General features: G+C 65.4%; 19 protein-coding genes and 1 tRNA gene. 1 reads left to right on the top strand and 19 read right to left on the bottom strand.

The window, feature by feature from the left end:
* Positions 1 to 2: 2 nt before the first annotated feature.
* The 16 genes from nuoI to rlmE form a co-directional block, all read right to left on the bottom strand.
* Complete coding sequence (gene nuoI / locus TK90_RS03605) at positions 3 to 491, bottom strand: NADH-quinone oxidoreductase subunit NuoI (RefSeq protein ID WP_012982129.1); 489 nt, start codon at positions 489 to 491, stop codon at positions 3 to 5.
* Between the two features lie 10 nt (positions 492 to 501).
* Positions 502 to 1566 carry an NADH-quinone oxidoreductase subunit NuoH gene (gene nuoH / locus TK90_RS03600; protein WP_012982128.1) on the bottom strand — a complete coding sequence of 355 codons (1065 nt, stop codon included), beginning with the start codon at positions 1564 to 1566 and terminating at the stop codon, positions 502 to 504.
* Positions 1567 to 1579: 13 nt separating this feature from the next.
* The gene (gene nuoG, locus TK90_RS03595) at positions 1580 to 3976 is read right to left on the bottom strand and encodes an NADH-quinone oxidoreductase subunit NuoG (RefSeq protein WP_012982127.1); all 2397 of its coding nucleotides are present in this window, start codon (positions 3974 to 3976) and stop codon (positions 1580 to 1582) included.
* A gap of 32 nt (positions 3977 to 4008) precedes the next feature.
* Positions 4009 to 5289, bottom strand: coding sequence for an NADH-quinone oxidoreductase subunit NuoF (nuoF, locus tag TK90_RS03590; RefSeq protein ID WP_012982126.1), 1281 nt, complete (start codon positions 5287 to 5289; stop codon positions 4009 to 4011).
* A 1-nt stretch (position 5290) separates the two neighbouring features.
* Positions 5291 to 5821 (bottom strand): NAD(P)H-dependent oxidoreductase subunit E, encoded by a 531-nt coding sequence (gene nuoE, locus TK90_RS03585; protein WP_012982125.1) that lies wholly within the window; start codon positions 5819 to 5821, stop codon positions 5291 to 5293.
* On the bottom strand, positions 5821 to 7074 hold the full coding sequence (locus TK90_RS03580; RefSeq protein ID WP_012982124.1) for an NADH-quinone oxidoreductase subunit D: 1254 nt from the start codon (positions 7072 to 7074) through the stop codon (positions 5821 to 5823). Before TK90_RS03580 ends, nuoE begins: the two co-directional genes overlap by 1 nt.
* Positions 7067 to 7786 (bottom strand): NADH-quinone oxidoreductase subunit C, encoded by a 720-nt coding sequence (locus TK90_RS03575; RefSeq protein WP_012982123.1) that lies wholly within the window; start codon positions 7784 to 7786, stop codon positions 7067 to 7069. Before TK90_RS03575 ends, TK90_RS03580 begins: the two co-directional genes overlap by 8 nt.
* A 17-nt stretch (positions 7787 to 7803) precedes the next feature.
* Positions 7804 to 8280, bottom strand: coding sequence for an NADH-quinone oxidoreductase subunit B family protein (locus TK90_RS03570; protein WP_012982122.1), 477 nt, complete (start codon positions 8278 to 8280; stop codon positions 7804 to 7806).
* Positions 8271 to 8627 carry an NADH-quinone oxidoreductase subunit A gene (locus TK90_RS03565; protein ID WP_012982121.1) on the bottom strand — a complete coding sequence of 119 codons (357 nt, stop codon included), beginning with the start codon at positions 8625 to 8627 and terminating at the stop codon, positions 8271 to 8273. Before TK90_RS03565 ends, TK90_RS03570 begins: the two co-directional genes overlap by 10 nt.
* A gap of 264 nt (positions 8628 to 8891) precedes the next feature.
* Positions 8892 to 8976, bottom strand: a tRNA-Leu gene (locus TK90_RS03560).
* A 26-nt stretch (positions 8977 to 9002) separates the two neighbouring features.
* A complete protein-coding gene (gene secG, locus TK90_RS03555; protein WP_012982120.1) occupies positions 9003 to 9383 on the bottom strand; it encodes a preprotein translocase subunit SecG in 381 nt (126 codons plus the stop codon).
* Positions 9380 to 10147: a triose-phosphate isomerase gene (tpiA, locus tag TK90_RS03550; protein ID WP_012982119.1), complete on the bottom strand. Its 768-nt coding sequence runs from the start codon at positions 10145 to 10147 to the stop codon at positions 9380 to 9382. Before tpiA ends, secG begins: the two co-directional genes overlap by 4 nt.
* Before the next feature lie 183 nt (positions 10148 to 10330).
* Positions 10331 to 11671, bottom strand: a complete 1341-nt coding sequence (glmM, locus tag TK90_RS03545; RefSeq protein WP_012982118.1) for a phosphoglucosamine mutase — start codon at positions 11669 to 11671, stop codon at positions 10331 to 10333.
* Positions 11672 to 11704: 33 nt separating this feature from the next.
* Complete coding sequence (gene folP / locus TK90_RS03540) at positions 11705 to 12598, bottom strand: dihydropteroate synthase (RefSeq protein WP_012982117.1); 894 nt, start codon at positions 12596 to 12598, stop codon at positions 11705 to 11707.
* Positions 12599 to 12689: 91 nt separating this feature from the next.
* A complete protein-coding gene (ftsH, locus tag TK90_RS03535; RefSeq protein WP_012982116.1) occupies positions 12690 to 14642 on the bottom strand; it encodes an ATP-dependent zinc metalloprotease FtsH in 1953 nt (650 codons plus the stop codon).
* A 45-nt stretch (positions 14643 to 14687) separates the two neighbouring features.
* Positions 14688 to 15314: a 23S rRNA (uridine(2552)-2'-O)-methyltransferase RlmE gene (rlmE, locus tag TK90_RS03530; protein WP_012982115.1), complete on the bottom strand. Its 627-nt coding sequence runs from the start codon at positions 15312 to 15314 to the stop codon at positions 14688 to 14690.
* A 73-nt stretch (positions 15315 to 15387) separates the two neighbouring features.
* On the opposite strand from rlmE, the gene yhbY reads away from it, so the two are divergent.
* Positions 15388 to 15687, top strand: coding sequence for a ribosome assembly RNA-binding protein YhbY (gene yhbY, locus TK90_RS03525; RefSeq protein WP_012982114.1), 300 nt, complete (start codon positions 15388 to 15390; stop codon positions 15685 to 15687).
* Between the two features lie 14 nt (positions 15688 to 15701).
* Here yhbY and greA read toward each other — a convergent pair whose 3' ends face one another.
* Genes greA through carA form a run of 3 tightly spaced genes read right to left on the bottom strand, consistent with a single transcriptional unit; the run spans position 15702 to position 20594 of the window.
* A complete protein-coding gene (gene greA, locus TK90_RS03520) occupies positions 15702 to 16181 on the bottom strand; it encodes a transcription elongation factor GreA (RefSeq protein ID WP_012982113.1) in 480 nt (159 codons plus the stop codon).
* A complete protein-coding gene (gene carB, locus TK90_RS03515; RefSeq protein WP_012982112.1) occupies positions 16178 to 19411 on the bottom strand; it encodes a carbamoyl-phosphate synthase large subunit in 3234 nt (1077 codons plus the stop codon). The genes greA and carB overlap by 4 nt, the downstream gene beginning before the upstream one ends.
* 49 nt (positions 19412 to 19460) lie before the next feature.
* Positions 19461 to 20594 (bottom strand): glutamine-hydrolyzing carbamoyl-phosphate synthase small subunit, encoded by a 1134-nt coding sequence (carA, locus tag TK90_RS03510; protein ID WP_012982111.1) that lies wholly within the window; start codon positions 20592 to 20594, stop codon positions 19461 to 19463.
* Positions 20595 to 20962 lie beyond the last annotated feature (368 nt).

Genomic DNA, 20962 nt, shown 5'->3' with positions numbered 1-20962 from the left:
CGTTACCGGTACGGGGCGTCGATCGCGCGGGCCTCGGCGATCTCTTTCTCGAAGCGGTCACCAATGGCCAGGAGCTTGTCCTTGGTCATGATCTGCTCGCCCCGGTTTTCGAAGTGGTACTCGAAGATGTGCGTCTCGACGATGGAATCGACCGGGCAGGCCTCTTCGCAGAAGCCGCAGAAGATGCACTTGAACAGGTCGATGTCGTAGCGCGTGGTGCGGCGCGTACCGTCCGCGCGCTCCTCGGAATCGATCGTAATCGCCAGCGCCGGGCAGACCGCCTCACACAGTTTGCAGGCGATGCAGCGCTCCTCGCCGTTCGGGTAGCGACGCAGCGCATGCAGGCCACGGAAGCGCGGCGACATCGGGGTCTTCTCGTCCGGATACTGCACGGTGAACTTTCGGCTTAGCAGGTAGCGCCCCGTCAGGCGCAGCCCCAGCAGCAGCTCAAAGAACAGAAAACTCTTCAGATAACGGCGCAACGCTTTCATCACGAACTCCTCAGGCGAACCACGGGCCGACGTTGAACGCGACCAGCACGCCCTCGACAAACAGCCAGAGGATGGTCACCGGGATCAGCACCTTCCAGCCCAGACGCATGATCTGGTCATAGCGATAGCGCGGGAAGGTGGCGCGGAACCACAAGAAGGCGAACAGGAACACCGCCGTCTTGAACAGGAACCAGTGGATGCCGTGGTCCAGCAACGCACCGATGACCGGCAGGTCAAAGGCCGCCTGCGGCAGGATGCCCTGGAACGGCGACAACCAGCCGCCGAGGAACAGGATCGCGGTCAGGGCCGAGATCAGGATCATGTTCGCGTACTCGGCCAGGAAGAACACGGCGAACGCCATGCCCGAGTACTCGACGTGGAAACCAGCGACGATCTCGGACTCGCCCTCGGCCACGTCGAACGGCGCGCGGTTGGTTTCGGCAATCCCGGAGATGAAATACACAAAGAACAGCGGCAACAGCGGCAGCAGGAACCAGTGGTACATGCTGCCCGACTGCGCCTCGATGATCCCGCCCACGTTCAGCGTGCCCGCGGCCATCAGCACGCCTACCAGGGCAAAGCCCATCGCGATTTCGTAGGAGACCAGCTGCGCGGCCGAACGCAACGAGCCCAGCAGCGCGTACTTCGAGTTCGATGCCCAGCCAGCGATGATGATCCCGTACACACCCAGCGAGGTGAGTGCCAGCAGGTACAGCAGACCGGCGTTCACATCGGCCAGCGCCCCGCCCTCGAAGAACGGGATTACCGCCCAGGCGGCCAGCGCCGGGGCGATGGTCAGCACCGGGGCACTCAGGAACAGGAAGCGGTTGGCATTGGTCGGGAGGATGACCTCTTTGGTCAGCAGCTTCAGCGCATCCGCGATCGGCTGCAGCCATCCGCGCGGCCCGACCCGGTTCGGCCCGACGCGCACATGCGCATAGCCGATCACCTTGCGCTCGGCGAAGGTCGTGTAGGCCACGGCCAGCATCAGCGGGATCACGATCAGCTGAATGCCGATCAGGATCTGCATCACCGTCGGCAGGCTGCTGTAGAAGTTCATCATCCAGTCGAACATGTCTTACGTTCCCTCAGGCACGCGCGAGCGTGACCGTGGCGTTCGGGGCGCCCAACCGGCCCATGGCCGTCGAGCCCGCAAAGGTCACCGCCAGGCCCACCGGCACGGCGTCGTCCAGGATCAGGGTCAGCTCGGTCTCGGCGCCGGCCTGGCGCAGCTTCACGCGCGACCCGGTGTCAAGCCCGCCCGCGGACTCGGGATGCACGATGACGCACTCGGCCAGCTGGCCCTCGGGGCTGCTCTGGAGCGGCTCGGCGCGGCGCACGATGGCATCCGTGCTATAGAGCCCGGCCGCCTGCACGCGATACAGGTCGCCCTGCGCCGGCTCCGGAATGGAAATCTGCACCTTGTTCATGTTGACCGCGGTATCGAAATTGGCATCCGCCAGCAGCCCCTTCAGTTCGTCGCGCACCGCGCGCGAATCGAGGTAGTCCATGCCGCGCTGTTCCAGCAGGTTGCCCAGCACGCGCCAGACCTTCCAGCCGGGACGCACGTCTTCCGGCGCGCGGGCAGCGGCACGGTAACTCTGCCAGCGACCCTCGGCGTTCACGAAGGTCCCGGAATTCTCGAAGCTGGTGGCGACCGGTAGCAGTACATCGGCCACGGCTTCCAGATCGGCATTGGCATAGGCGCTCAGCGCCACTACGAAGCCAGCCTTCTCCAGCGCGGCGCGCAAGGCAACCGGATCGGCCCCGTCACGCCCAGGCTCGATGCCGGCGACCACGAAGGCGTCCCGGCCCTCGGCCAGCATCTCGGCGGCGTTCCGGCCGGCGGCCTCGACCTCGGCCCCGGCCGGGCCGCGGTGCGGCAGCACGCCGGCGAGCCAGGCACCCGCGGCACTGGCACCGGCCGGCAGGTACCCGAGACGGGCACCGGTGTGCTTGGCGATCCAGCCGGCCAGGGCCCGCAGGGTCGCAAAGGCCGGCCCATGGATCGCGACCTGGCCCAGCAGGACGTGGCCCTGCTCGGCACCCAGCAGCGACTTGGCAATGTGTTCGAACGCCGCGCGTGCATCGGCGTCATCGGCCTCGGCGGCCTTGACGATTTTTTCCAGCTTCTTGGGCAGCGACTTGCCGGCAGCGGCCAGTTGCCCGGCCACGCCCGCCAGGGCCATCACCTGATCGCGCTCGTGGCCGACCAGCTGGGCCTGCACGGGATAAGTCAGGTCCAGCAGCATGTCGTTGATCAGGCTGACCCGCGCGCCGCGCGAGGCCGCCTTGCGCAGACGGTGGGCGAGCAGCGGCTGTTCGCGGCGCGGATTGCAGCCCACGAGCAGCACGGCATCGGCCGTATCCAGGTCGCCGATGGCCGCGCCCAGGTACGGGAACAGCGGCGCGGCCGCCTCGTCGGAGAAGTCCACCTGATCGAGCCGGTGATCGATGTCGGTGACGCCCATGCCGCGCAGGACCTTCTGCGCCAGGTAGTGCTCTTCCACCGACAGCGACGGCGACAGCAGCGCGCCGATCCGCTCGGGGGCGGTCTCCTTCAGCCCCTCGACCGCATAGCTCAGCGCCGTCTCCCAGGAGACATCCTGCCACCGGCCATCCACCTTCATGCGCGGGCGAGTCAGGCGGTCCTCGGCGTACAGGCCGGTGTAGCTGAAGCGGTCGCGGTCGGAGATCCAGGTCTCGTTGACTGCCTCGTTGTCACGCGGCACCACGCGCATCGCGCGCCCATCGTGGGTATGCAGGTGGAGGTTGGAACCGACCGCGTCGTGCGGGGCGATGGTCGCGGCCTGCGACAGCTCCCAGGCGCGCGCGGTGTAGCGCGACGGCTTGGCGGTCAGTGCGCCCACCGGGCACAGGTCGATCACGTTGCCCGACAGCTCGTGGGCCACAGTCTTCTCGACATAGGTGCCGATGCGCATATGCTCGCCGCGCCCGGTCGCGCCCAGTTCACGCACGCCGGCGATCTCCTCGCCGAAGCGCACGCAGCGGGTGCAGTGGATACAGCGGGTCATCTCGGTCTCGATCAGCGGACCGATATCCTTGTCCTTCACCACGCGCTTGGCTTCGGTGTACTTGGAGACACTGTCGCCGTAGCCCATGGCCACGTCCTGCAGCTCGCACTCGCCACCCTGGTCACAGATCGGGCAGTCCAGCGGGTGGTTGATCAGCAGGAACTCCATGGTCCCCTTCTGCGCGCGCAGCGCCAGCGGAGACTGGGTGTAGACCTTCATCCCGTCCATGACCGGGGTCGCGCAGGCGGGCAGCGGCTTGGGCGCCTTCTCGACCTCGACCAGGCACATACGGCAGTTCGCCGCCACCGACAGCTTCTTGTGGTAGCAAAACCGCGGAATGCGGATATCGGCATCGTCCGCCACGTCGATCAACATCGCGCCCTTGGGCGCCTCGATCGTGCGGCCGTCAATCTCGATGCTGACCAGATCCTGCTTCTGATCCTGACTCATGCTCGATTCCTGCTGCGGATGCGCGGGGGGCGTCAGGCGGCGTCTGCCACCGGGCTCCGACCGTGCTGGATGTAGTATTCGAATTCGTGGCGGAAGTGCTTGATGAAGCTGCGCACCGGCATCGCGGCGGCATCACCCAGGGCGCAGATGGTGTGCCCCTCGATCTTGCTGGCCACGTCGTCCAGGCGTTCCAGATCCTCGGGACGGCCCTGCCCTTCCACGATGCGGGTCAGCATGCGGTAGAGCCAGCCGGTCCCCTCGCGGCAGGGCGTGCACTGCCCGCAGGACTCGGAGAAGTAGAACCGCGAGATGCGCTGCAGGGCCTTGACCATGTCGGCGGTCTCGTCCATCACGATCACCGCGCCGGAGCCCAGCATGGACCCGGCCTGGGCGATGGAGTCGAAGTCCATGTTGGCCTTCAGCATCACGTCGCCCGGGACCACCGGCACCGACGAGCCACCGGGGATCACGGCCTTCAGCTTGCGCCCGTTCAGTACGCCACCCGACATCTCCAGGAGGTCCTTGAACGGCGTGCCCAGCGGAATCTCGTAGTTCCCCGGCTTGTTCACATGGCCCGAGACGGAGAACAGCTTCTCGCCACCGGACTTGGGTACACCCAGATCGGCGAACCACTGCCCGCCGTTACGGATGATGGCCGGGATCGAGGCCAGCGACTCGGTGTTATTGATCGTGGTCGGCTTGCCGTACAGACCGTAGTTGGCCGGAAACGGCGGCTTGAAGCGCGGCTGGCCTTTCTTGCCCTCCAGGGACTCCAGCAGCGCCGTCTCCTCGCCGCAGATGTAGGCCCCGGCACCCAGCGACGGGTAGAGATCGAAATCGACCCCGGACCCGAAGATGTCCTTGCCGAGATAACCGGCGTCGTAGGCCTCTTTCAGGGCCGCCGTAAAGCGCGTGTTCACCTCGTCCATGAACTCGCCGCGCATGTAGTTGTAGCCCACCGTCGCGCCGATCGCGTAGCCGGCGATCGCCATGCCCTCGATCAGGGCATGCGGGTTGTACATCAGGATCTCGCGGTCCTTGCAGGTGCCCGGCTCGGATTCGTCCGAGTTGCACACGATGTACTTCTGCCCGGGGGTGTTGCGCGGCATGAACGACCACTTGAGCCCGGTGGGGAATCCCGCCCCGCCGCGACCGCGCAGGTTGGAGGTCTTGACCTCCTCGATCACGTCCTCGGGGGCCATCTTGCCCTTGTAGACCTTCTCCAGCGCCTGGTAGCCGCCAACGCTCTTGTAGGTCTCGAGCGAGGCGGGATCGTCCAGGTAGCGGGTCGCAAAGCAGATCTGGTTGGCCATGCTACTTCTCCAGACCGTCGAGAATCTCGTCCACCTTCTCGGGGGTGAGATTCTCGTAGTAGACGTGATCCACCTGCATCATCGGGGCACCACAGCAGGCTGCCAGGCACTCCTCTTCCATCTTCAGGTAGAACTTGCCGTCCGGCGTGCTCTCGCCAAGCTTGATGCCGAGCCGGTTCTCCAGGTGCTCGATGATCTGTTCCGAGCCGCGCAGCATGCAGGAGATGTTGTTGCACACCATGATGGTGTGCTTGCCGACCGGCTCCAGCTCGTACATCGAATAGAACGAGCCCACCTCGTAGACCGCGATCGCCGGCAGGCCGAGGTATTCGGCCACCGCGTCCATCTTGGCGGTGGAGAGATAGCCGTCCTCGTGCTGCACTGCACGCAGGGCGCCGAGCACCGCGGAGCGCTTCTGGTCTTCGGGATAGCGCGCCAGCCAGGCGTCGATCTCTTCGCGCTCGTGGTCGCTGAGTTCCACCTTCTTGCCGGCGGGCTTGTGGAAGGCGACGGTTTTCTGTTCGGCAGCCATCAGCGGTCGATCTCCCCGAATACGATGTCCTGGGTCCCGATGATGGCGACCACATCGGCCAGCATGTGGCCGCGCGCCATCTCGTCCAGCGCGGACAGGTGCACAAAGCCCGGTGGACGGACCTTCAGGCGATAGGGCTTGTTGGAACCATCCGAGACCAGATACACCCCGAACTCGCCCTTCGGATGCTCCACCGCGGCATAGGCCTCGCCTTCCGGCAGGCACATGCCCTCGGTGAACAGCTTGAAGTGGTGGATCAGGGCCTCCATGTCGGCCTTCATCTCCTCGCGCTTGGGCGGGGTGATCTTGTGATCCTCCAGCAGCACCGGGCCCGGGTTCTGGCGCAGCCAGTCCACACACTGGCGAATAATGCGGTTGGACTGGCGCATTTCCTCGATGCGTACCAGGTAGCGGTCGTAACAGTCGCCGTTGACGCCCACGGGGATATCGAAATCAAGCCGGTCATAGACCTCGTAGGGCTGCTTCTTGCGCAGGTCCCACTCGATGCCGGAGCCGCGCAGCATCGGGCCGGTAAAGCCCAGCTGCATGGCGCGTTCGGGATCGACCACGCCGATGCCCACGGTGCGCTGTTTCCAGATACGGTTGTCGGTCAGCAGGGTCTCGTACTCGTCGACGCAGCCCGGGAAGCGTTCGGTAAAGGCCTCGATGAAGTCCAGCAGCGAGCCCTGACGAATCCTGTTCAGGTCATCCACGACGTCCTGCGACTTCCACGAAGACGGCTGGTACTGCGGCATCGTGCCCGGCAGGTCGCGCGCAACACCGCCCGGACGGTAGTAGGTGGCGTGCATGCGCGCCCCCGAGACCGCCTCGTAGCAGTCCATCAGGTCTTCGCGCTCGCGGAAGGCATACAGGAACACCGCCATCGCACCGATATCCAGCGCGTGTGCGCCCAGCCACATCAGGTGATTCAGGATGCGGGTGATCTCGTCGAACATCACCCGGATGTACTGCGCGCGCAGCGGGGCCTCGATCTGGAGCAGCTTTTCCATCGCGAGCACATAGCCGTGCTCGTTGGCCATCATCGACACGTAGTCGAGGCGGTCCATGTAGCCGATCGACTGGTTGTACGGCTTGCTCTCGGCGAGCTTCTCGGTGCCGCGGTGCAGCAGACCGATATGCGGGTCGGCGCGCTGCACCACCTCGCCGTCCATCTCCAGCACCAGCCGCAGCACGCCATGGGCGGACGGATGCTGCGGTCCGAAGTTCAGGGTGAAGTTGCGAATCTCAGGCATTCTCGGCTCCTTCGCCCGGCTTCTCGCCCTCGCTGTAGCGATGGTCGTCGCGGATCACCTTGGGCACCAGCACGCGCGGCTCGATGGTCACCGGCTGGTACACCACGCGCGCCTGCTCGGCGTCGTAGCGCATCTCGACATGGCCGATCAGCGGGAAGTCCTTGCGGAACGGGTGGCCGACAAAGCCGTAGTCGGTGAGGATGCGGCGCAGGTCCGGATGTCCGGAGAACAGGATCCCGAACAGGTCGAAGGCCTCGCGCTCGAACCAGTTGGCCGAGGCCCAGACCTCCACCAGCGACTCGACCTCGGGGAATTCGTCATCCGCCAGCCAGGCGCGCATACGCAGGCGGCGATTGTGCTGGATCGACAGCAGCTGCACAGCCACGGTAAAGCGCGGCCCGTCCCAGAGGCTGTCTTCCGGGGCGTCATCGAAGGTGAATCGCCCGGAGGTGGCCGGCTCGACCCCGCGGGAGAAACCCGTGTTCGTCGCGGACTCTGTGCCCCACTCGTCCTGGCCGTATTCGAGATAGTCCACCCCACACAGGTCGATCAGCATCTCGAAGCCGAACGCATCACGCAGTTTCTCGGCGGCCTCGCGCCAGGCTTGCGGCCGGATATCGACGGTGACCTCGTCATAGGCCTCGGTGACCGTCTCCAGGGCGTCGCCCAGTTCCGCCCGCAGGGCGTCGATCCAGTTGTCTTGTTCAGCCATCTGAAACCCCGGGTGCGTTAGCGCGCGATGGTGTTCGTGCGCCGGATCTTGTTCTGCAGCTGGATGATGCCGTAGAGCAGGGCCTCGGCCGTGGGCGGACAGCCCGGCACGTAGACATCCACCGGCACGATGCGGTCACACCCGCGCACCACGGCATAGGAGTAGTGGTAGTAGCCGCCGCCGTTGGCGCAGGAGCCCATGGAGATCACCCAGCGCGGCTCGGGCATCTGGTCGTACACCTTGCGCAGCGCCGGCGCCATCTTGTTGACCAGCGTGCCGGCCACGATCATCACGTCGGACTGACGCGGACTCGGCCGGAAGATGATCCCGAAGCGGTCGAGGTCATAGCGCGCGGCACCGGCGTGCATCATCTCCACCGCGCAGCAGGCCAGACCGAAGGTCATCGGCCACAACGAGCCCGTACGGGCCCAGTTGATGAGCTTGTCAGCCGAGGTGGTGACGAAGCCCTTTTCAAGAACGCCTTCTATTCCCATTCCAGCGCCCCCTTCTTCCACTCGTAAATGAACCCAACCACCAGAATGAGCAAAAACACGGCCATCGCAAGAAGCCCGAACAGGCCAATGGCATCCAGCGATACCGCCCACGGGAAGAGAAATGCGATCTCGAGATCGAAGATGATGAAGAGGATCGCAACCAGGTAGAAGCGCACATCGAACTTCAGCCGCGAGTCCTCAAAGGCCTCAAAGCCACACTCGTAGGGCGAGTTCTTCGCGGCGTCGGGCTTGCGCGGCCCGACGGCCATCCCGACCACCAGCGGCACGATGCCAATCACGATCCCCACTGCGATGAACAGCAGGATGGGTAGATAACCTTCCAGCATGTCTCTCTCCCGTACACCGCCCTCGGGCGGGTCGGTTCGCAGGGTGCCGCGTGGATCCGGCGCGTCCGCGAGCCGTTCTAGCGTTGCTGGTTGAATGCACCGGTTGGTGGCCACCTCGATGGACGAGGCCGGGGCGCATACCGGGCACGGAGTCTAGGTGAACCGTGAAAACGGTGTCAAGTCTTTGTGATTTTATAAGTTACTGATTTTATTTTGTTTTGACTCCAAGCGCCGATTCTCGAACGTCGCCAGGGGCCTTTGAAATGGTGCAGATGGTGGGACTCGAACCCACACGGCTTTCGCCACTACCCCCTCAAGATAGCGTGTCTACCAATTCCACCACATCTGCCTGTCTAGGAGGCCGCGGTCGCCGGCCTATTCGGGTACGTCGGCCGGGCGATCCGAGGCCGGGGCGTCCGATTCGTCGTCCCGGGGTACTGTACCGGGAATGCCTTCCGGAATATCGCCCTCCTCGCGCATCTCTTCCGCCTCGAGCTGATCCATCAGGCTTTCGGCCTGGGGTGTCGAGGAGGCGAGATAGGCCAGCGTCAGGCTGTTCACGAAGAACACCACAGCCAGAAACGCGGTCGAGCGGCTCAGAAAGTTGGCTGAACCGCGCGCACCGAACACGGTCGCGGACGCACCACTGCCAAAGGCCGCACCCGCGTCGGCACCCTTGCCATGCTGCATCAGCACGAGGGCGATCAGGGCGATCGAGACCGCGACCTGAACGACCAGGAGCAACCCGTAGATCATGCCGCGACCCGCTCGGCCGCCGCACGGGCGATCGCGGCAAAGGCATCGGCGTCCAGCGAGGCGCCACCGATCAGCCCGCCGTCGATGTCTTCCAGCGCCAGCAGGCCCGCGGCGTTGTCCGCCTTCATGCTGCCGCCGTAGAGGACGCGCAGATCCGCAGCGATGCGCGGATCACGACCCGCCACCCGGTTGCGGATAAAGGCATGCACTTCCTGCGCCTGCTCGGGCGTGGCGGTCAGACCGGTGCCGATCGCCCAGACGGGCTCGTAGGCAATCACGGCGCGATCGAAGGCCTCGACGCCGGCGGCATCCAGTACCGCATCCAGCTGCTCGGCCACCACGGATTCGGTGCGTCCGCCTTCGCGGTCACTCTTCTGCTCGCCGACACACAGGATCGGCGTCAGCCCGGCGGCCTGGGCGGCGATGAACTTGGCTGCCACCCACTCGCTGGACTCGTTCTGGCGCTCGCGGCGCTCGGAGTGGCCAACGATCACGTAACGACAGCCCGCCTCGGCCAGCATGGAACCGGCCAATTCACCGGTATAGGCGCCCTTTTCCTGATCCGAGCAGTCCTGCGCACCGACCTCGATCACGCTGCCCGACAGGGTCTCGGCGATCTCGGACAGGTAGACGGCGGGCGGACACACCGCAACGTCGACATCCTGCAGGTCGCCCAGACTGTCCTTCAGGGCCGACAGGAGGGCGCGGTTCGCCTCGCGCGAACCGTTCATCTTCCAGTTACCGGCGACCAGCGGCTTGCGCATGCGGATCTTCCTCCTGCGAGAACGGTCGGACCCGCGCGGATACACGGAGTCCGATCATGATGATTGGAGCGGCGGGATGTTACCGGCGCACCCGGTGCAAATCAACCGAGCCCGACACTGGGCAAACGGGCGGCCAATCCCCTGAGGAACGACCAATGGGCCGGTATCGCCCCCAGACCGGGATCAAACAGCCGCGCGGATGCTGTCGGCGATGCGCTCGGCGGCCTGGCGGGTAATGACTTCGTCCTGGGCCTCGACCATCACGCGGACCAGGGGCTCGGTACCGGACGGGCGTAGCAGGACACGTCCGTGCACACCCAGCTCGGCCTCGACCGCGGCGACCTCGGAGCGCACGGCAGGTGCCTCCAGACAGCCATTGGCCTTGCCCGAGATCGGGACGTTCACGAGGCACTGCGGCAGCTTCGGGATCTTCGCCGCGAGCTCCGCGAGCGAGCAGCCTGTGCGGTGCATCAGGTGGGCGACCTGCAGTGCCGCAACGGTCCCGTCGCCGGTCGTCGTGTGCTCCAAACATACGATATGCCCGGATCCTTCTCCGCCCAGCATCCAGTCGCGCTGACGCAGCTCCTCGAGGACATAGCGGTCGCCGACCTTCGCCCGCACGAACGGGATTCCGTGCTCACTCAGGGCATTCTCGAGCCCAAGGTTGGTCATCAGGGTACCGACCACCCCACCCTGGAGCAGACCCGAGTGCTGGCGATCCAGGGCGAGAATCCCCAGAATCTGGTCACCATCGACCACATGGCCGTTCGCATCCGCCAGGATCACGCGGTCGCCGTCACCATCGAGGGCGATGCCGAGGTCGGCCCCGGAGGCCTTCACCTGCTCGGCCACGACCTCCGGGTACAGCGCACCCACGCCGGCGTTGATGTTGTAGCCATCCGGTCGGGCACCCAGCACCTCCACCTCTGCCCCCAGCTCTTCGAATACCGGCGGGGCGACGTTGTAGGTCGCGCCGTGAGCGCAATCGACCACGACGCGCAGGCCACGCAACTCGGAGCGCGCCGGGATGGCGCTCTTGCAGAACTCGATATAACGGCCGGCGGCATCGGCGATACGCACGGCCTTGCCCAAGTGCGCTCCGTCCACCGAACGCTGCGGCTCCTCCAGACGCGCCTCGATGGCCTCTTCCACCGCATCCGCGAGTTTGTCGCCCTCCGGGGTGAAGAACTTGAAACCGTTATCGTGGAACGGGTTGTGCGAGGCGCTGATCACGACCCCGGCGGTCGCACGGAAGGTCCGCGTGAGATAGGCTACCGCGGGCGTCGGCATCGGCCCCAGCAGGGCCACATCCAGGCCTGCGGCCGACAACCCGGCCTGTAGCGCCGACTCGAACATGTAGCCCGAGACCCGGGTGTCCTTCCCCACGAGCACCGGACCCTGACGCTTGGACCGCGCGCCCAGCACCTCGCCCACCGCATACCCCAGACGCAGCGCGAACTCGGGCGTCATCGGCCAGTCGCCTGTACGCCCACGAATCCCGTCGGTGCCGAAATAACGCCCCATGCCGCTTGCTTCTCCCTTGATACAGAAAACGGATCACGGCTGGCGGGAGCCCCGCCATGCCTGTAGTGTCAGTGCAAAGTATAGCGCCAGCGCATCGTGTGTCCCTGCGACATCGTGCACACGCAGGACACGCGCGCCGGCCTGCGCCGCCAGTAACGCCGCAATCGCGGAACCGGTGTCACGTTCCTGGACCGGACGATCCCCCAGCAGGGCACCGATCATCGACTTGCGCGAGACCCCCACCAGCAGCGGCGACCCCAAATCGGCCAGCGCGGGCAGCGCATGGAAAAGTGCCAGGTTGTGCTCCAGCGTCTTGCCAAATCCGAAGCCCGGGTCCAGCAGCAACTGCTCGGCTGGCACGCCTTCGCGCGCAAACGCCTCGCGCCGATCACGCAGGAACGCGCCCACCTCCCGTGCGACGTCGTCGTAGTGCGGGGCCTGCTGCATGGACTGCGGCTCCCCCTGCATGTGCATCGCGCACAGGGCCACACCCTGCTCGCGGGCGGCAGTAACGGCGGCTTCCCAGGCCCCCTCGGCGCGAAACCCGTTGACGTCATTCAGCAGCGTGGCCCCCGCCGCCACGGCCTCGCGCATCAGCTCAGGCTTCATCGTGTCCACCGACAGCGGGACCTCCAGTTCCGCGGCAAGGGCCTCGATCACGGGCAACACCCGCCGCCGTTCCTCCTCCAGTGCGACTGGCTCAGCCCCCGGACGCGTCGACTCGCCCCCGATATCGATCAGGTCGGCGCCCTGCTCCACCATCCTGCGGGCGTGCTCCAGGGCCTGTTCCACACGCTGATGCGAGCCACCGTCGGAGAACGAATCGGGCGTGACATTCAGGATGCCCATGATTCGGGGGCGATCCAGCGCCAGCCGGTGCCTTCCGCAGCGCAGGACCGCAGTCGCGCCTTCCGTATCCATGCCCATGCTTTTGTGTCCTCCCCGCCAAATGAAAAGGCCGCCAGAGAAACCCTGGCGGCCCATGGCGGCCTGTCGCCACCCTGTTGAGATACCCCGGTCAGGACTGCGGGGCAGGCCCGCCGACAACACCCTTGCTGTCGTCGTCCTCGCGGCCGTCGTCGGAATCGGCGGCGGGCTCGTCGCCCGCCTGCGCCGATCCACCGGAACCACTGTCGCTGTCCCAATCCGCCGGCTCACGCGGTTCGCGCCCGGCCATGATGTCCTCGATTTGCTTGTCGTCGATGGTCTCGTACTTCATCAACGCCTTGGCCATCGCGTGCAGCTTGTCGAGGTTGTCCAGCAGGATCTGCTTGGCGTGCTGGTAGTTCGTGTCGATGATCCGACGCACCTCGGCGTCGATCTGGCGCGCGGTCTCGTCGGACATCGGCTTGGACTTCGCCCCCATCTGCCCGCCAAGGAACGGGTGCCCTTCCTCTTCGCCGTAGTCCAGCGGGCCCAGCTTCTCGGAAAGACCCCACTTGGTCACCATGTTGCGAGCGATCTGGGTGGCACGCTCGATGTCGTTGGAAGCGCCAGTGGTCACCTTGTCGTCGCCGAAGATGATTTCTTCCGCCAGACGCCCCCCAAACAGGCTCGCCAACTGGCTCTCCAGCCGGGTCTTGGAGTGGCTGTAGCGATCTTCCTCGGGCAGGAACATGGTCACGCCCAGGGCCCGTCCACGCGGGATGATGCTGACCTTGTAGACCGGGTCGTGCTCGGGGACCGTGAGCCCGACGATCGCGTGCCCCGCCTCGTGGTAGGCCGTCAGCTTCTTCTCGTCCTCGGACATCACCATGGACTTGCGCTCGGCGCCCATCATGATCTTGTCCTTGGCGCGCTCGAAGTCGCTCATGTCGACCAGGCGCTTGCCGGCCCGGGCCGCAAACAGAGCCGCCTCGTTGACCAGGTTCGCCAGGTCCGCACCGGAGAAGCCCGGCGTGCCGCGCGCGATCAGGTCCGGACGCACGTCGTCGGCGATCGGCGTCTTCTTCATGTGGACCTTGAGGATCTGCTCGCGGCCACGCACGTCCGGCGGCGGGACCACCACCTGGCGGTCAAAACGGCCCGGACGCAGCAGCGCCGGGTCGAGCACGTCCGGGCGGTTGGTCGCGGCGATCACAATGATGCCCTCGGTGCCCTCGAAGCCGTCCATCTCGACCAGCAGCTGGTTCAGGGTCTGCTCGCGCTCGTCGTGACCGCCACCCATGCCGGCGCCACGCTGGCGACCGACCGCATCGATCTCGTCGATAAAGATGATGCAGGGGGCGTGCTTCTTGGCCTCGGAGAACATGTCACGTACACGCGAGGCGCCCACACCCACGAACATCTCCACGAAGTCGGAACCGGAGATACTGAAGAACGGCACCTTGGCCTCGCCGGCAATGGCCTTGGCCAGCAGGGTCTTGCCGGTACCCGGCGAGCCGACCATCAGCACGCCACGCGGGATCTGGCCACCCAGCTTCTGGAACTTGGACGGGTCGCGCAGGAAGTCGACCAGCTCGGAGACCTCTTCCTTCGCTTCGTCGCAGCCGGCCACGTCACCGAAGGTGACCTTCACCTGGTCCTCGGACATCAGCTTGGCCTTGGACTTGCCGAAGGACATCGCCCCGCGTCCAGCGCCACCGCCACCCTGCATCTGGCGCATGAAATAGATCCACACGGCGATCAGCAGCAGCATCGGGAACCAGGAGATCAGGATGCTCATCAGCAGCGAGCGCTCGGCATCCTCCTGCGCATTGATCTCCACATTGTTCTGCAGCAGATCACCGATCAGGCCGGTGTCATTGGGATTGACCGTGGTGAAGCGCTGACCCTCAATGGTCTGGCCGCGGATCTTGTCGCCCTCGATGGTGACGCTGTCGATACGGCCGCCCTGCACATCCCGGATGAACTCGGAATAGGTAATACTCCGCACATCCTGCTGCTGTTGCGGGCTGAAGTTGTTGAATACCGACATCAGGACGATCGCGATGACCGCCCAGATGATCAAATTCTTGGCCAGACCGTTCAAAACGCCACCTCGAAAAACTTTTACCTACGTGGATTCTCGCGAGCTTTACACATCCCGAGGGCCACGCGCCAATACGTACACTTCGCGTGACCGTGGGCGCGAGGCTTGCGGTTTGCGCACCTGCACCTTCTCGAACCGGCGCCGCACCTCGGCCAGATAGGCGTCCGATCCCTCGCCCTGAAACAACTTGACCAGCATCGCACCCCGAGGGTTCAGCACATCGCAGGCCAACTCCAGCGCCAGCTCGCACAGATGGATCGAGCGCGGCTGATCGATCGCATCCGTACCCGTAAGGTTGGGGGCCATATCGGAAAGCACAAGGTCGGCGCGCTGCCCGTCCAGCGCCTCCAGGATCGCCTGCAGGACTGCATCCTCGCGAAAGTCGCCGGTAATGATCGTGGCACCGGGCACAGGATCCATCGGCAGGATATCGGAGGCCACGAGCCCCCCCTTGCGACCGATCTTCTGTGCGGCGTACTGCGTCCAGCCACCCGGCGCCGCCCCCAGATCGACCACGCGCATGCCCGGTTTGAGCAGCCGGTCACGTTCGTCGATCTCCTGCAGCTTGTAGACAGCGCGACCACGATAGCCCTCCTGCTGCGCCCGCTGCACGTACGGATCGTCGAAGTGCTCCTTCAGCCAGCGCTGACTGGAACGGCTACGCTTGGGCACCGTGGTTCTCCTGGCTCAGGCACGCGATCCGCGTGCTACAATTTGCGTGTTCCAATACCGAATCAAATCCCACGTGAATCTGACCGACGCGCAACGCCGCCACCTGCGCAGCCTCGCCCACCCGCGCAAGCCCATCGTGACCATCGGCCGCAATGGCCTGACGGACGCCGTGGTCAAGGAGCTGGAACAGGCACTGGCGCATCACGAGCTGGTCAAGATCAAGGTCAATATCGGCGACCGCGAGGCCCGCAATGGTACGGTCGAGGACCTGTGCGAACGCACGGGTGGGGCCCTGGTCCAGCGAATCGGCTACGTGGCGACCCTGTTCCGGCGCAATCCGGACGAGCCCAAGGTTACCCTCGACCCGGCCTGATCCCGCCCGCTACGTCAGTTGACGTAGCGCACCTCGAGGATCTCGTATTCCGTCTCGCCACCCGGCGCCTGGACGGTCACGACATCGCCCTCTTCCTTGCCAATCAGCGCGCGCGCAATCGGCGAGGACACCGAGATCATGTTCTGCTTGATGTCGGCCTCGTCCTCGCCCACGATCTTGTAGGTCACCTGGCGCCCGTCTTCGGTCGCCTCGAGCACCACGGTCACACCGAACACGACCTTGCCCGTCTGTGGCAGGGCTGTGACGTCGATGATCTGGGCGTTGGAGAGCTTGCCCTCCAGCTCGCGGATGCGCCCCTCGATAAAGCTCTGCTGCTCGCGCGCAGCGTGGTATTCGGCGTTTTCCTTCAGATCGCCGTGTTCGCGCGCCTCGGCAATCGCATTCACCACCCGCGGGCGATCCTCGCCTTTCAGCTTCTTCAGCTCCGCCTTCATCTTCTCGGCGCCGGTTACGGTCAGCGGGGTCTTGTTCATGCGCTTTTCCCTCCGAGATTCTCCTGATGGAGGTCCTGCAGCCGGAACACGTCGTTCGCCCCCAGGTGATCCAGGGCCTGCACCGTGGCACGGGCGCCGGCGATGGTCGTGGTGTACCCCACCTTGTGCATCAGCGCCTCGCGGCGAATGGTGTAGGAGTCGGAGGTCGACTGCTTGCCCTCCACCGTGTTGATAATGAAGCTGATCTCGTCGTTCTTGATCATGTCGACGATGTGCGGGCGACCCTCGGTCACCTTATTCACACGCGTGACCGCGATGTCGGCCTCATCCAGGATCTTCGCCGTACCGCGCGTCGCCAGGACCTCGAAGCCCAGCTCGACCAGACGCCGGGCCACCTCGGCCACATGCGGCTTGTCGATCTCGCGCACGGACACGAAGGCCTTGCCGGTGGACGGCAGCAGCACGCCCGCCCCCAGCTGGCTCTTGGCGAAGGCCTCGGCGAAGCTGCGCCCGACCCCCATCACCTCGCCGGTGGACTTCATCTCCGGCCCCAGGATCGGATCCACGCCCTGGAACTTGGCAAACGGGAACACGGATTCCTTCACCGAGTAGTACTCGGGGTACACCGCATCGCCCACACCCTGTTCGGCCAGGGTCTGGCCGGCCATGCAGCGCGCGGCGATCTTGGCCAGCGGACGCCCGACGGCCTTGGACACGTACGGCACCGTGCGCGAGGCGCGCGGATTCACCTCCAGCACGTAGATGTCGTCGCCCTTGATCGCGAACTGGGTATTCATCAGGCCCACGACCTTGAGCCCCAGCGCCATCTTGCGCACCTGCTCGACCATCGCGTCCTGCAGTTCAAGGGACAGCGAGAACGGCGGCAGCGAGCAGGCCGAGTCGCCCGAGTGCACGCCGGCCTGCTCGATGTGCTCCATGATCCCGCCGATAATCACGTTCTCGCCATCACAGATGGCATCCACATCGACCTCGATCGCGTCGTCCAGGAAGCGGTCCAGCAGCACCGGCGCATCATTGGAGACGGACACCGCGTTCTGCATGTAGCTGCGCAGATCCTCGCGGTCACGCACGATCTCCATCGCACGGCCACCGAGCACGTAGGACGGGCGCACCACCAGGGGGTAGCCGATCTCGTCGGCCAGCTTCTCCGCCTCTTCCTCGCTGCGCGCGGTGCGGTTGGGCGGCTGTTTGAGACCCAGCTTGTGCAACAGGGCCTGGAAGCGCTCGCGGTCCTCGGCCAGATCGATCGAGTCCGGGCTGGTGCCAATGATCGGCACACCGGCCGCCTCGAGATCCCGCGCGAGCTTGAGCGGTGTCTGGCCGCCGTACTGCACGATCACGCCCACCGGCTTCTCGGTCTCGACGACTTCCAGCACGTCCTCCAGGGTCAGCGGCTCGAAATAAAGCCGGTCGGAGGTGTCGTAGTCAGTGGAGACGGTCTCCGGGTTGCAGTTGACCATGATGGTCTCGTACTTGTCCTCACGCATGGCCAGTGCGGCGTGTACGCAGCAGTAGTCGAATTCGATACCCTGGCCAATACGGTTCGGCCCGCCGCCGAGGACCATGATCTTCTGCTTGTCGGTCGGCTCCGCCTCGTTTTCCTCCTCGTAGGAGGAATACATATAGGCCGTGGTGGTCGCGAACTCGGCCGCGCAGGTATCCACCCGCTTGTACACGGGGCGCACGCCCAGCTTGTGGCGGTGCTTGCGCACGGCCTTCTCGGTCTCGTTGAGAAGCTTCGCCAGGCGCAGGTCGGAGAAACCGCGCTGCTTCAGGCGATACATCTCCTCGGCGGCGATGTCGCCCAGGATGCGATCCTTCAGGCCCTTCTCGACATCCACCAGCTCCTGGATCTGCGCCAGAAACCAGGGATCGATCGCGGTCAGGTCGAAGATGTCCTTGATCGAGAAGCCGGCACGGAAGGCATCGGCCACGTACAGCACCTGGTCGGGACTGGGGTTGGCGAGCTTCGTGCGCAATTGATCGACGACATCTTCGGCCGCCAGGTCGATCCGCTCGTCGAGGCCGTCCATGCCCGTTTCCATCGAGCGCAGCGCCTTCTGGAACGACTCCTGGAAGGTGCGGCCGATGGCCATCGCTTCGCCCACGGCCTTCATCTGCGTGGTCAGCCGCGCCTCCGCCTGCGGGAACTTCTCGAAGGTGAAGCGCGGGATCTTGGTGACCACGTAGTCGATGGACGGCTCGAACGAAGCCGGGGTCAGCCCGCCGGTGATCTCGTTCTTCAGTTCGTCCAGGGTGTAGCCCACCGCCAGCTTGGCCGCGACCTTGGCGATCGGGAAGCCGGTCGCCTTGGAGGCCAGCGCGGAGGAACGCGACACCCGCGGGTTCATCTCGATCACGATCATGCGCCCGTTCTCCGGGTTGATCGCGAACTGCACGTTGGAGCCGCCGGTCTCCACACCGATCTTGCGCAGCACCGCCAGCGAGGCGTCGCGCATGATCTGGTATTCCTTGTCGGTCAGGGTCTGCGCCGGGGCCACGGTGATCGAGTCCCCGGTGTGGATGCCCATCGGGTCCAGGTTTTCGATGGAGCAGATGATGATGCAGTTGTCCGCCTTGTCGCGGACCACCTCCATCTCGAACTCCTTCCAGCCGAGCGCGGATTCCTCCAGCAGCACCTGGTTCACCGGCGAGAGATCGAGCCCGTTCTTGACGATGTATTCGAACTCCTCGCGGTTGTAGGCGATGCCGCCGCCCGAACCGCCGAGGGTGAACGACGGCCGGATGATCACCGGGAAGCCGATCTTCGGCTGGATCTCCTGCGCCTCCTCCCAGGAGTGCGCGAGCATCGCGGTCGGTGTATCCAGGCCGATGTCGGCCATCGCCGCCTTGAAGTGGTCGCGGTCCTCGGCCATGTCGATCGCCGCCTCGTTGGCGCCGATCATCTCCACGCCATACTTCTCGAGCACGCCCTCGCGCGACAGGTCCAGCGCACAGTTCAGCGCCGTCTGCCCGCCCATGGTCGGCAGCACCGCATCCGGGCGCTCCTTCTCGATGATCTTGGCGACCGTCTCCCACTCCACCGGCTCGATGTAGGTGGCATCCGCCATCTCCGGGTCGGTCATGATGGTCGCCGGGTTGGAGTTCACCAGGATCACCCGGTAACCCTCCTCGCGCAGGGCCTTGCAGGCCTGGGCGCCGGAGTAGTCGAACTCGCAGGCCTGACCGATCACGATCGGGCCGGCCCCGAGGATCAGGATGCTCTGGATGTCGGTACGCTTGGGCATGTGACGGCTCTCGCAGGCTGTCGAAATCGGGAAATCGGTAGGAGGGGCTTTAGCGACGCGCGGCGCGCATCATCTCGACGAAGTCGTCGAACGCCGGGGACACATCGTGCGGGCCCGGACTGGCCTCCGGATGCCCCTGCAGGCTGAAGGCCGGGCAGTCGGTGCGCGCGATCCCCTGCAGCGTGCCATCGAACAGCGACCGGTAGGTCGGCGTCAGGGTGTCGGGCAGGTTGTCCTCGTCGATCGCAAAACCGTGGTTCTGTGACGAGATCATCACGCGCCCGCTGGCCTCGTGCCGGATCGGGTGGTTCGCCCCGTGGTGGCCGAACTTCATCTTCACGCTCTTGCCGCCGCTGGCGATGCCCAGCAGCTGATGCCCCAGGCAGATCCCGAACAGCGGCAGTTTGCGCTCGCAGAAGTCGCGGATCGCGTCGATCGCGTAGGTGCAGGGCTCGGGGTCGCCCGGGCCGTTGGACAGGAACACACCGTCGGGCTTGAGCTCCATCACCTCGTCCACCGGCGTCTCGGCCGGGACCACGGTCACGCGGCAGCCACGATCCGCCAGCATGCGCAGGATGTTCTGCTTCATGCCAAAGTCGTAGGCCACCACGTGGAATTCGGCCTGCTCCGGGTCCACCCGGGCCGACTCTTCGCCCAGCTGCCAGGTCCCTTCCAGCCACTCGTAGCGGTTGCGCGTGGTGACCTCGCGCGCCAGATCCATCCCCTTGATGCCGGGGAACTCGCGCGCCGCGGCCAGGGCCGCTTGCTCGTCCACCTCACCGGCCTGGATGCAGCCGTTCAGCGCACCCTTCTCGCGCAGGATGCGGGTCAGCTTGCGGGTATCGATCCCGCTGATCGCCACGATGCCGTGGCGCAGCAAGTAATCCGGCAGCGACTCGCGCGAGCGCCAGTTGGACACCAGCGGCGGCAGGTCGCGGATGATCAGACCGGCGGCATGGGCGCGCGCGGACTCATCGTCCTCCGGAGTGGTCCCGGTATTGCCGATATGCGGATAAGTCAGCGTGACCATCTGCCGGTGGTAGGAGGGATCCGTCAGGATCTCCTGATAACCGGTCATCGCGGTGTTGAACACCACCTCGCCGACCGTCTGGCCCTGGGCGCCAATCGCCTGACCATGAAACACAGTGCCATCTTCCAGGACGAGCAGAGCGGGCGCGGACACAGGGGACCTCCGGATGGTCTGGGTCGAAGCCGCCAGGCCATATGCCGGCGGCGATACTGCGATACATTCGGGATCTTTGACCCGACCTCGCCCGCACCGTCTACCGGGGCTGGACCCCGCATTCGGACAACGGTTCGGCGGCTGAGTGACGGGTGCGGTTACGCCTGCAAGTGTACGCGAGCGCCGCGCACGACGTCCAACGAGCATGGCCACTGCGCCCTCGTGGAACACCTTCAAATGCGGCCCTGCCGGGGAGCATCAGATCACACCATCTCGGGGCCAGACATGCGAAAGGGGCCCACTCGGGCCCCTTTACTGAATCTGGCGGAGAGGAAGGGATGACTCGGCGCGCGCGCCTCGCCCTTCGG

Origin of the sequence: Thioalkalivibrio sp. K90mix (assembly GCF_000025545.1) — a bacterium.
GTDB lineage: Bacteria > Pseudomonadota > Gammaproteobacteria > Ectothiorhodospirales > Ectothiorhodospiraceae > Thioalkalivibrio.
Note: the sequence above shows the minus strand (reverse complement) of the source record. Positions and strands in the feature narration are given on the sequence as shown.